The organism is Microbacterium sp. GXF0217, assembly GCF_054798195.1.
In genome coordinates, this window is sequence record NZ_JBSJZG010000005.1 from 241,016 (window position 1) to 253,105 (window position 12,090).

The 12,090-nt window shown below is 69.2% G+C and carries 8 protein-coding genes; 6 read left to right on the top strand and 2 right to left on the bottom strand.

The genetic code is table 11. The features are described 5' to 3' along the window. Position 1 precedes the first annotated feature (1 nt). Both ACWAT3_RS12595 and ACWAT3_RS12600 read right to left on the bottom strand, forming a co-directional pair. Positions 2-2,428, bottom strand: a complete 2,427-nt coding sequence (locus tag ACWAT3_RS12595; RefSeq protein ID WP_460798902.1) for a glycoside hydrolase family 2 TIM barrel-domain containing protein — start codon at positions 2,426-2,428, stop codon at positions 2-4. Beyond that, positions 2,425-3,093: a TetR/AcrR family transcriptional regulator gene (locus ACWAT3_RS12600; protein ID WP_460798903.1), complete on the bottom strand. Its 669-nt coding sequence runs from the start codon at positions 3,091-3,093 to the stop codon at positions 2,425-2,427. Before ACWAT3_RS12600 ends, ACWAT3_RS12595 begins: the two co-directional genes overlap by 4 nt. 194 nt (positions 3,094-3,287) lie before the next feature. Between ACWAT3_RS12600 and ACWAT3_RS12605 the strand changes: the two genes are divergently transcribed. From ACWAT3_RS12605 to ACWAT3_RS12630, 6 genes are all read left to right on the top strand, one after another. After that, entirely contained in the window at positions 3,288-4,814 is a 1,527-nt protein-coding gene (locus ACWAT3_RS12605) for an ABC transporter substrate-binding protein (RefSeq protein WP_460798905.1), read from the top strand. Positions 4,815-4,885: 71 nt separating this feature from the next. Continuing rightward, a complete protein-coding gene (locus ACWAT3_RS12610) occupies positions 4,886-5,827 on the top strand; it encodes an ABC transporter permease (protein ID WP_460798906.1) in 942 nt (313 codons plus the stop codon). Further along, complete coding sequence (locus ACWAT3_RS12615; protein WP_460798908.1) at positions 5,824-7,701, top strand: dipeptide/oligopeptide/nickel ABC transporter permease/ATP-binding protein; 1,878 nt, start codon at positions 5,824-5,826, stop codon at positions 7,699-7,701. Before ACWAT3_RS12610 ends, ACWAT3_RS12615 begins: the two co-directional genes overlap by 4 nt. Then, entirely contained in the window at positions 7,698-8,546 is an 849-nt protein-coding gene (locus ACWAT3_RS12620; protein ID WP_406246903.1) for an ATP-binding cassette domain-containing protein, read from the top strand. The genes ACWAT3_RS12615 and ACWAT3_RS12620 overlap by 4 nt, the downstream gene beginning before the upstream one ends. Next, positions 8,543-10,960 carry a beta-glucosidase gene (locus ACWAT3_RS12625; RefSeq protein WP_460798909.1) on the top strand — a complete coding sequence of 806 codons (2,418 nt, stop codon included), beginning with the start codon at positions 8,543-8,545 and terminating at the stop codon, positions 10,958-10,960. The genes ACWAT3_RS12620 and ACWAT3_RS12625 overlap by 4 nt, the downstream gene beginning before the upstream one ends. Beyond that, positions 10,957-12,090, top strand: coding sequence for a serine hydrolase domain-containing protein (locus ACWAT3_RS12630; protein WP_460798911.1), 1,134 nt, complete (start codon positions 10,957-10,959; stop codon positions 12,088-12,090). Before ACWAT3_RS12625 ends, ACWAT3_RS12630 begins: the two co-directional genes overlap by 4 nt.

Consider the following 12,090-nt stretch of genomic DNA (forward strand, 5'->3'; position numbering starts at 1 on the left):
CTCAACGAGCGAGGGACACCGGGCGAGCAGAGAGGACGACCTCCGCCGGCGCGAAACTCTCAGCCGACGCCGTGACGCGCACCTCGGCATCCGGATCGCGACGCACGATCGCCAGCAGACGCCCGTCATACGTCGTCGCCGACGGACCGGCGAACGACTCCTCGGTGCGGGCGCGGCCGGATCCGATCCCCGCCAGTTCACCGTCCGAGACCGACACGGTCACGCGTGCGTCCTGGTCGGCGACGACGGTGCCAGCGGCATCCTCGAGAGTGATCGCGATGTAGGCGAGCTCGGCGTCGCCGCCGTCCTCCACGCGTGCGACGAGCGCGGCGGAGCCGGCCGTGACGAGCGCCGACCGGCCGATCTCGGCCCCCGACCGATACGCGACCGCGGACAGTTCTCCCGGTTCGTACGACGTCTCGAATCGCGCGATGAGAGGACGCGGCGCCCCCACCGGGATGCGCGCGACCGGCACGCCGTTGCGGCGCAGTTCGACCTCGTCGGCATCCGCGTAGACGTCGACAGAGACGGGTGATCCGGCCGGGACGCTCCAGCTCCAACTCGAGACCACGTCGTCCCAGGACCAGGGCGTCTTCGTCGTCGGTCGCCCGTGGTGCTGCGGCCGATGCACGGCGATCACCGGTTCGGTGCGCATTCCGAACGCGATCTCGCGGTAGTACGATGCCGGCAGCCTGTACCCGGTGATGTCGATGTCGCCGCACTGGGCGAGCAGATACGGGTAGGGGCCTGCGGTTCCGGTCGGCTCGTACCCGTCGACGTCGGTGTAGTCGACGCGACCGATCCCCGCCTCGCCGATGTAGTCCCAGCCCGTCCACGTGAAGTCGCCGATCACGTGCGGGAGCCGTGTCACGGCTTCCCAGAGCGAGGCGATCCGGTCGGGGAACGTCTCGGACCCGACGATCACCCGGTTCGGGAAGAGCTCGGCATCCAGCTCGTAGCGTGAATCCGCATAGTTGAACCCGACGACATCGAGCACGGCGGCGGATTCCTCGATCGAGTCGGTCACGAGCGCTGACGCGTTCATGCGCGCCATCTGCTCTCCCATGTCGGCCATCATGGTATTCGCATCGGATGCCTCGGCCGACGCCATCGCGGCCTGCAGCTGCTCGAGGTTCGCGATGATCCCGTTGATGCCGTTGGTCACGAAACGACTCGGGTCGAGCCGGCGGAACTCCTCGGCGAGGCGCCTGCTCCAGGTCGCCCCGTGCGGCGTAGCGAGCTCGAGGATCTCGTTGCCGATCGAGTACAGGATGACGCTGGGGTGGCCGATGTCCTTCGCCACCAGAGCCGCGACATCTCTCCGCCAGCGCTCTTCGAACCCGAGCGACGAGTCGAACGCGGTCTTCGACTTCGTCCACACGTCAGTCAGCTCGTCCATCACGAGCATGCCGTGCCGGTCGCACGCCTCGAGCAGCGCGCGACTGGCGGGGTTGTGGGCGCTGCGGATCGCGTTGAACCCTGCTTCCTTGAGGATCCGCACGCGACGGTCCTCCGCCGCTGCGACCGAGACCGCTCCGAGCGGACCGTTGTCGTGGTGGATGCAGGCGCCGCGGAGATCGACGGTCTCGCCGTTGATCCGCAGGCCGTGCGCCGTGTCGAGCTGCATGCGGCGGATGCCGAGCACCGTCTCGTCCTGATCGACGGGATGTCCGTCGAGCGTCGCGAGGATCGTGCGCACCCGGTACAGGTGCGGGGCATCAGGGCTCCACAGCCGAGGGGCGCTGACCGGAACGCGGACGCGGCCCACGGCATCCGTGCCCGGCAGGATCGTCACCGGAGAGGTGCCCGATGCGACCTCGATGTCGCCGTCGTCGACGACCGTCCAGCTCAGGCGCCGGGTCGCCGTGTGCCGGGTGCCGTTCTCGACGCGTGTCGAGATCTCGACGATCGCCCGTTCCACATCGATGTCGGATGCCGCAGCCCTCGTGCCGTCGAGCGCGATGTGCACCGGATCGCCGACGATGAGGTGGACGGGCCGGTAGATGCCGCCGCCGGTGTACCAGCGGCTGTCCCGGTGCACGCGCGCCTCGACGACGATCGTATTCGGCTCGCCGTGCCTCAGGAACGGATCGGCATCCACGACGAAGGCGGCGTAGCCGTTCGCCTCGTGCGCGGCGAAGTCGCCGTTGATGTAGACGGTCGCATCGCGGTAGACGCCCTCGAACTCGATGCGGACGGTCCGGTCGCGCCACTCGTCGGGGACGTCGAACGTCGTGCGGTACTCGAAGACGCCGTCGGGGATGTAGCCGGCGTGCACGCCCTGCACACTGTCGGCGGAGCGCGGCAGGTCCCGGAGCGCGTCATGGGGAATGGTCACGGCGACGGCGGCCGTCGCCGCATCCCGCGATTCGAAGGCGCCCAGCTTGGGGCCGACCGTCCAGCCGTCGACGAAGGGGATGCGGATCATTCTGACTCCTCCTCTTCCGAGGCGAGGGGCACAGGCGCATCCCAGTCGATGTCGACGAATACGGAGAACAGGTCTCGCAGTTCCTGGGCCATGTCCACCACGCTGCGGTCGAGCAGCCACTGCACCTGCAGTCCGTCCATCATCGCGATCATCGTGACAGCGCCGCGGTGCGGCGTCATGCCGGCACGGAGACGACCCTCGGATTCGAGCGCCGTGAAAGCCCGTTCGATGTTGCCCCGGGTGTATTCGTAGCGGCGCACGAAATAGCCATGTGCCGGATGGTCCGGTGAGGTGCCCTCGGCCGAGAGCGTGCAGTACAGCTCGACGACACCGGGGATGGACGCGTTATGGGCGGCGAGTTCCACGAGACCGCGAAGCACGGCCGCACCGTCGTTCGATTCGATCGGGACGAGCAGCCGCGAATTGTCGTCACGGTGCTCGAGGACCGCCTCGAGCAGGGCGACCTTGCTGCGGAAGTGGTGAAGCACCCCGGCCTCGCTCATCCCGACGCGCGCTGCGATCTCCCTCAACGACCCGGATCGGTAGCCCGCCTCGGCGAACACCTCGAGCGCGGCATCGAGGATCGCCTCGCGCTTCTCCCGCGATTTGGCGTACTCGCCACGGCGCCCCCGCGCGGGCGTCGTGGTCGGTCTGGTGTTCGTCATCGTTGTCACCGTATCTCAGCCGGATTCACCTTCGTCGGCGCCGGGCAGTCGGACCCCTCGAGACAGTTCTATAACGAATTCCGAGCAATCGCTAGCTTTTTGATTCAAAAACCTAGTGCCTGCTCGCTTTTCCTGCTAGCTTCACTCCGCAAGAGGTGATCCACAGGGGTATCACCGCATCGAAGGGACCAAGGATGTTCCGTTGGAAGGCCACAGCAGCCACCATCGCCATCGCGGCTCTCGCTCTCACCGGCTGCGCCGCGGGGACCGAGGACACCGGCGACGGCGCACAGGGTGGAGGCACTCTCACCCTCGGCGCGATCACGCCACCCACGACGTTCGACCCCGCAGGGGCCGAGTGGGGCAACCGCGCACCGTTCTACCAAGCCGTGTTCGACACCCTCCTGCTCGCCACTCCCGAGGGAACGATCGAACCGTGGCTCGCGACCGAGTGGTCGTACAACGACGACAGCACCGAACTCACGCTGACACTGCGCGACGACGTCACCTTCACGGACGACTCCGAGCTCACCGCTCAGGTCGTCGTCGACAACCTGCAGCGGTTCAAGGACGGCACGTCTCCCGACGCCAACTACTTCGCCGGCGTCTCGAACCTGGCCGCTCCTGATGACACGACGGTGGTGATCACTCTCGCGGCACCCGACCCCGCGTTCCTGAACTACCTCACCCGTGACCCCGGGCTCGTCGCGAGCGGCGAGTCGCTGGCGAACGACGACCTCGCCACCAACCCGATCGGCTCCGGACCGTACGTCCTCGACACCGCCGCGACGGTCACCGGCACCAGTTACACGTACACGAAGAACCCCGACTACTGGAACCCGGATGTCCAGCACTACGACGGCCTCGTCATCAACGTCCTGGCGGACGCCACGGCATCCGTCAACGCGATCAAGGCCGGCGAGGCGAACGGCGTCAAGCTCGCGAGCAACGACAATCTCACCGAAGTCGAAGCCGCCGGCTGGACGATCAACGCGAACGAGCTCGACTTCCAGGGCCTGCTGCTGCTGGATCGAGCCGGCACGATGAACCCCGCGCTCGCCGACGTGAAGGTGCGCCAGGCGCTGAACTACGCCTTCGATCGCGAGGGTCTGCTGCAGGCGCTGCAGCTGGGCAACGGCACCGTGACTACGCAGGTGTTCCCCGAGGGATCCGAGGCGTACGACGAGTCGCTGGACGACTACTACACCTATGACCCCGAGAAGGCGAAGGAGCTTCTCGCCGAGGCGGGCTACGCGGACGGGTTCACGCTCGAGATGCCGAGCTCCACGCTGCTGGGTGCTGCGACCTACACGCTCATCGAGCAGCAGCTGGCCGACATCGGCGTCACCGCCTCGTACACCGACCCCGGCAACAACTTCATCGCGGACCTCCTCGCGCCGAAGTACCCCGCGTCGTTCATGGCGCTCGAACAGAACCCCGACTGGCAGCTGATCCAGTTCATGATCGCCCCGACCGCGATCTTCAACCCGTTCGGCTACTCCGACCCGCAGGTGGACGAGTACATCCAGCAGATCCAGTTCGGCGACGAGGCGACGCAGGCCTCGGTGGCGAAGGAACTGAACGCGTACCTCGTCGAACAGGCCTGGTTCGCTCCGTTCTACCGGGTACAGGGCAGCTTCGCAACCGACGCGAACACGACGGTCGAGATGCTCCCGACCAACGCGTACCCAGCGATCTACGACTTCGTCCCGAAGCCGTAGCACCGAATTCCGGCCCGCCCGCGTCCGCGGGCGGGCCGGTCCAGACTCCCTCCACGACACAGGAGCGCAGCATGCTCATGTTCATCATCCGGCGGGTCCTCGCCGGCATCGCCCTGCTCTTCGTCATATCCATCGTGACGTTCGGGCTCCTCTTCCTCGACAGCGCGAACATCGCGCGACGCATCCTCGGCCAGAACGCGACCGAGGAGCTGGTCGCCCAGAAGTCGGCCGAGCTGGGTCTCGACCGCCCGCTCATCGTGCAGTACTGGGACTGGCTCACCTCCGCTCTCACCGGCGACCTCGGTCGCTCGTGGTTCAACGGTCAGCTCGTCTCGGTCAGCCTCTCCGGTCGGCTCAGCGTCAGCCTGTCGCTCGTGATCGGCGCCACGGTCATCTCCGCCATCATCGCCGTGGTGCTCGGCGTCCTCGCGGCCCGTCGCGGCGGCTGGGTCGACGCCCTGGTGCAGCTGGTCTCGGTCCTGGGCTTCGCGATCCCCGGGTTCCTGATCGCGCTGTATCTCGTCCTGTTCTTCGCGATCAACCTCGGCTGGTTCAAGGCCACGGGGTACATTCCGATCACGACGTCCTTCACAGGCTGGATGTCCTCGGTGACCCTGCCGATCATCGCACTCTCGGTCGGCGCCATCGCCGCGGTCGCGCAGCAGGTGCGCGGGTCCGTCACCGATGCGATGTCGCGCGACTACGTGCGCACGCTCCGCTCCCGCGGCCTCTCCAGCGGCAGCGTCGTGTACAAGCACGTCCTCCGAAACGCCGGAGGCCCTGCCCTCGCCGTTCTCGCCGTGCAGTTCATCGGGCTCCTCGGCGGCGCCGTCATCGTCGAGCAGGTCTTCGCGCTCCCCGGCATGGGCCAGCTCACCGTCGCCGCCACGACCCAGGGCGACATCCCCGTCGTCATGGGCGTCGTGATCGCGTTCGCCGTGATCGTGATCATCGTGAACCTCGTCATCGACCTCGCCCAGGCAGCCCTCAACCCGAAGGTGCGACTCTCATGACCGCTATCGAAGTGCCCACGGCCGTGCCGACGCCGGCCGTGAAGACCTCACTGTTCCGCCGGCTCGTCCGGCGCCCCGTGGCCGTGTCCGCACTGATCTTCCTCGTGATCGTCGTGATCATCGCGGTCGTCGGTCGGTGGCTGGCCCCGTTCGACCCGAATCTCGCGTCGCTGCAGCTCGTGCTGGCCTCGCCGAGCGCCGAGCACCCGCTCGGCGCTGACAGCGCCGGACGGGATGTGCTGTCCCGCCTGCTCGTGGCGACCCAGATCACGCTCGCCGCGGCTCTCGTCGCGGTCGTCACCGCGCTGGTCATCGGCGTCGTCTCCGGCCTGATCGCCGGCTACTACCGCGGCTGGTTCGACTCGGTGGCGTCCTGGGTGACGTCGTTGGTGATGGCCCTGCCGGGCATGGTCGTGCTGCTCGCGGCACGCGCCGTGCTCGGCCCGAGCGTGTGGCTGGCGATGTTCATCTTCGGCATCCTGCTCGCCCCCGCGTACTACCGCCTGGTGTACGCGGCCGTCACGGGCGTGCGCGGCGAGCTCTACGTCGATGCGGCCAGGGTGGCCGGCCTGTCCGACATGCGCATCATCGGCCGTCACATCCTGTCGGTCGTCCGCGCTCCGATCATCATCCAGTCCGCGATCGTCGCCGGCATCGCCGTGGCGATCCAGTCCGGTCTGGAGTTCCTGGGGCTCGGCGACATGAGCGTGCCGACCTGGGGCGGGATGCTCAACGACGGCTTCGCGAACATCTACAAGCAGCCGCTGCTGATGCTCTGGCCCTCGCTCGCGATCGCGCTCACCTCGATCGCGCTGACGCTGCTCGCCAACGGCATGCGCGACGTGCTGGAGCGCACCGCCGTGGTGCGCCGCCGACGCCGCCGCGCCGTGACCACGGCCACCGGATCGATCGTCGCCGTCACGACGTCGATCAGCACCTCGGGACGCGATCTCGAGGAGCTGGAGGACTCGGCGGCGATCCCGGTCATCGGGGACACGATCACGCACGCCGACGATGCGCGCACGGCCGCGCTGCCTGCGACGCCGATCCTCACGGTCTCGGACCTGCGCGTGGCATACGAGCAGATCGAGGGCGAGGACATCGAGGTGGTGCACGGCGTCTCGCTGCAGATCCGCAAGGGCGAGGTGCACGGGCTGATCGGCGAGTCCGGTTCGGGCAAGACCCAGACCGCGTTCGCCGTGCTCGGCCTGCTGCCCCGCGGTGGTCGGGTCACGGCCGGATCGATCGATTTCGAGGGCACAGAGCTGGCGGATGCCGCGGAGAAGGCGTACGCCGGCATCCGGGGCAGGCGCATCGGCTACATCCCTCAGGAGCCGATGAGCAACCTCGACCCGTCGTTCACGATCGGATCACAGCTCGTGGAGCCGCTGCGCAAGAACCTGGGGATGTCGAAGAAGGACGCCACCGAGAAGGCACTGGCTCTGCTCGATCGCGTCGGCATCCCGAATCCGAAGCGCACGTTCGACGCGTATCCGTTCGAGGTCTCCGGCGGCATGGCGCAGCGCGTCCTGATCGCCGGCGCCGTCTCGACGGACCCGGATCTGATCATCGCCGACGAGCCGACCACCGCGCTGGACGTCACGGTGCAGGCCGAGGTGCTGGACCTGCTGCGCGATCTGCAGCGAGAACGCCAGATGGCGATGCTGCTGGTCACGCACAACTTCGGCGTCGTCGCCGATCTGTGCGACCGCGTCACGGTCATGCAGCAGGGTCTGTTCGTCGAACAGGGCCCCGTCCGCACGATCCTCGGCGCCCCCGCCCACCCCTACACGCAGTCGCTGCTGGACGCGATCCTCGACGAGGGTCCGGCCCGTGGCGCGCTCAAGACCGCCGCAGAAGGAGCACAGTCGTGAACGCACTCCTCGAGGTCGAGAACCTCCACGTCACGTACCCGGGCAAGGGCTTCCGCGCCGAGCCGTTCCACGCGCTCAAGGGCGTCTCGCTCGACATCCGGGCCGGCGAGACGATGGGGCTCGTCGGAGAGTCAGGGTCCGGCAAGACGACGCTCGGCCGTGCCGTGCTGGGCCTCGCTCCGGTCACAGACGGCTCGGTCCGCTACGACGGTCAGGAGATCGCGCACCTGAACCGCCGCGAGCGCCGGGCGCTGTCCAGCGAGATCCAGGTCGTCTTCCAGGACCCCTATTCGTCGCTGAACCCTTCGATGACGATCGCGCAGATCCTCGCCGAGCCGCTCACCGCCCGCGGCGTCTCGTCCAAGGAGGCGAACGCGCGGGTCTCGGACCTGCTCGACCGCGTCGGTCTGCCGGCGGATGCTGCCCGCCGGCTGCCCCGTGAGTTCTCGGGCGGGCAGCGCCAGCGCGTGGCGATCGCCCGCGCGCTGGCGCTGGATCCCAAGCTCATCGTCTGCGACGAGCCGGTCTCGGCTCTCGACCTGTCCACACAGGCGCGCGTGCTCGACCTGTTCATCGAGATCCAGGAGCGCACCGGGGTCGCATATCTGTTCATCTCGCACGACCTCGCCGTCGTCCGCCACATCAGCCACCGCGTCGCGGTGATGTACCGGGGCGAGCTGGTCGAGACGGGCGACGGCGATCAGGTCACGGCTCACCCGTCGCACCCCTACACCCAGCGGCTGTTCCTGGCCGCCCCCGTCCCGAACCCCGACGCGCAGCAGCAGCGACGCGTCGAACGACGCGCACTCATCGACGCGCAGCTCAGCACCGAAGGAGCCGCATGACCGCCGCGAACCCCGAGACGACCACGCATCTCGTCCCGCTGCTCGACCGCCTCACCCTCGAGCAGAAGGCGTCGCTCGTGCAGGGCGCGGACTTCTGGACCACGGTGCCGATCCCCGAGATCGGCCTGCGGGCGATGACGCTCTCCGACGGGCCGGCCGGCGTCCGCGGTCCGCGGTGGGACGAGCGCGACCCGTCGCTCAACCTCCCCTCCGGTTCCGCGCTGGCCGCATCCTGGGATGCGGACCTCGCCTACCGCTTCGCGGCTGCCGCGGCATCCGAAGCGCGCCGCAAGGGCGTAGACGTCGTCCTCGGCCCGACGATCAACCTGCACCGGTCGCCGCTCGGCGGTCGGCACTTCGAGTGCTTCAGCGAGGACCCGGAGCTGACCGCCGAACTGGCGAGCGCGTACGTCCGCGGCCTCCAGGACAACGGGGTCGCCGCGACCCCCAAGCACTACGTCGCGAACGACTCGGAGACCGACCGGTTCACGGTCGACATCGAGGTCGACGATCGGGCGTTGCGCGAGCTGTACCTCGCACCGTTCGAGCGCGCCGTCGAAGCCGGCGCGTGGTCGATCATGAGCGCGTACAACTCGGTCGACGGCGTCACCATGACCGAGAATGCGCTCCTGGAGACTCCGCTCAACAGCGAGTGGTGCTTCGACGGCGTCGTCATCAGCGATTGGACCGCCGTCCGCTCTCTGGATGCCGTCCCCGCCGCCCAGGATCTCGCGATGCCCGGCCCGGCACCGGCGTGGGCGGATCTCGTCGACGCCGTGCGCGACGGCCGCGTGCAGGAGTCGGATCTCGACCGCAAGGTGCTGCGCATCCTGCTGCTCGCCGAGCGCGTCGGCGCGCTGGAGGGGTCACCCGCGATCGCGCCGACCGCCGTCGACGGCCCCGCGTTCGCCCGGGAGGCCGCGATCGAGGGCTCCGTCCTGCTGCAAAATACCGGCATCCTTCCGTTGGCCGCGCAGGCCCTCGGCCAGGTCGCCGTCATCGGGCAGAACGCCCGCGATGCGCGCACGCAGGGCGGCGGGTCCGCCACGGTCATCCCCGAGAACGTCGTGTCCCCGCTCGACGCGATCCGCGCGGCGCTGCCGCGTACGGAGGTGCGCTACGAGCTCGGCGCCGTCGTGCAGGAGGGCGTCGCCGAGATCCCGCTCGCGCACATCGCCAACCCCGCAACCGGCGAGCCCGGCCTGCGCGTCACGTTCCTCGACGCCGACGGGCAGGAGCTGTTCGCCGAGGATCGCCGTGCGACCGGCCTGGTCTGGTTCGGCGGCGATGCCCCGATCGCCGCGAGCCGCACCATCGTACTCACGACGCGGTACACCCCGACCGAATCCGGCGAGATCCAGCTCGGATTCGCCGGAGCGAACCCCGGCAGGCTCTTCGTCGACGGAGAGCTCGTGCTCGACGACTCCCCCGTGATCGAGGGCACCGATCTCGGTGCCGCCTTCCTGAACCCGCCGTCGCTCACCGTCGGCGTCCAGGTCGACGCTGGGCGTGCCATCGAGCTCCGTGCGGAGTTCACGCGCACCGGCACCGGTGCTCTGAGCGGCGCCTTCAGCGCCACCCTCGGAATCGCCCCGGAGCGCACGGATGCGGACCTGCTCATCGCCCGGGCCGTGGAAGCGGCGGCATCCGCCGACGTCGCCATCGTCGTCGTCGGCACGAACTCGAAGGTCGAATCGGAGGGGTACGACCGCGTCGACCTGGATCTGCCCGGTCATCAGGACGACCTCGTGCGCGCCGTCGCCGCCACCGGCACGCCGACCGTCGTCGTCGTCAACGCGGGGTCGCCCGTCGTGCTGCCGTGGGCGGGTGGCGTCGGCGCGATCGTGCAGGGCTACTTCGGCGGCCAGGAGTTCGGCCACGCGATCGCCGACGTACTCACCGGCGCCGCCGAACCAGGCGGACGCCTGCCCACCACCTGGCCGGCCGCGCTCGCGGACGTGCCGGTGACCGAGGTCGCCCCCACCGGCGGACGACTCACCTACGGGGAGGGCCTGCACATCGGGTACCGCGCCTGGTTGAAGGATGCCGCGGAGCCGGCATTCCCGTTCGGTCACGGGCTCGGGTACACGTCATGGTCGTGGGGTTCCGCACGGCGCCACGAGGACGCGGTTGAGGTGGCGCTCACGAACTCCGGCGAGCGCGCCGGCAAGCAGGTCGTCCAGGTCTACGCCGAGCGCAGCGACTCCTCCGTCGATCGGCCGGTGCGCTGGCTCGTCGGGTTCGCGGTCGTCCGCGTCGAGCCGGGCGAGACGGTCACCGCCACCGTACCCGTCCCCGCGCGCCGTCTCGCCCACTGGGCGAGCGACTGGGTCGTGGAGCCGGGCACCTACACGCTCCGGATCGGACCGTCGGTCGCCGATCTGCCCCTCTCGGTCGACTGGGACATCGCGTGAGCCTCAGCACTCCCGACGGACCTCTCCAGGGGCGCGCCGACCCACGGCTCGGCGAGATCGTCGACACGCTCGACGGCTATCTGGCGGCCGACCCGGATCTGTCGTTCCAGGTCGCGGCGTTTCACGAGGGCCTCCCGGTGCTGGACGCCTGGGGAGGTCCCCACCTCGGCGAGGAGTCGATGATCGTGCCGTACTCCGTCACGAAGAACACGATCGGCCTGTCGATCGGCCTGCTCCTCGAGCGCGGCGAGATCGATCTGGACGAGCGCGTGGCGCACTACTGGCCGGAGTTCGCCGTGGCGGGCAAGCACGGCGTCACGGTGCGCCAGTTGCTCTCCCACCAGGCGGGTCTGCCGCAGGCGACGCCGGCGCTGTCCTGGGCGGAGCTCCTCGATCATCACGCCGCAGCGGAGCGCCTCGCCGCGAGCCGTCCTTTCTGGCATCCGGGAAGCGCGTTCGGCTACCACGCCATCACGATCGGCAACCTCGCCTCGGAGCTTGTGTTCCGCGTCACGGGACGCACCCTGCACGAGTACTACGAGCAGGAGATCCGGGCACCGCACGGGATCGACTTCCACCTCGGCCTCCCGGACGAGCACCGGGACCGCCGCGTCGACGTGCTGCCGATGATCCGCCCGGTCTCGGAGGTCACCGCGCCCGCCTTCTCCGCGCTCGGCCCCGTCGTCTTCGCCACCCCCGGACCGGCCGTCGATCTCGCGAACGATGAGGCGAGCTGGAGCTTCGGCCATCCCGCCGGCTCGGGAACCGGATCGGCGCGCGGGATCGCTCGCCTGCTCGCCGCCGCCGTCACCGGCGTCGATGGACAGCAGTCGTTCCTGAGCGCGGACACGGTCGAGCAGATCGGGCAGCAGCAGATCCGCGGCTACGACGAGGTGCTCCATCAGCACGATCGCGCCCACGCGATCGTCTTCCAGAAACCTTCTCAGCAGCTCGCCTTCGGCGGACCGCGCTCGTTCGGCCATGACGGAGCGATGGGCGCTCTCGCGTGCGTCGACCCGGACTCCGGGCTGGCCTTCGCCTGGACGATCGCCCGCGGCCCGTGGCCGGGCGGCGCCGATCCCCGCGCGGTCGCGCTCGCCCGCGAGCTCGGCCGCGTCCTCTCCGCCTGA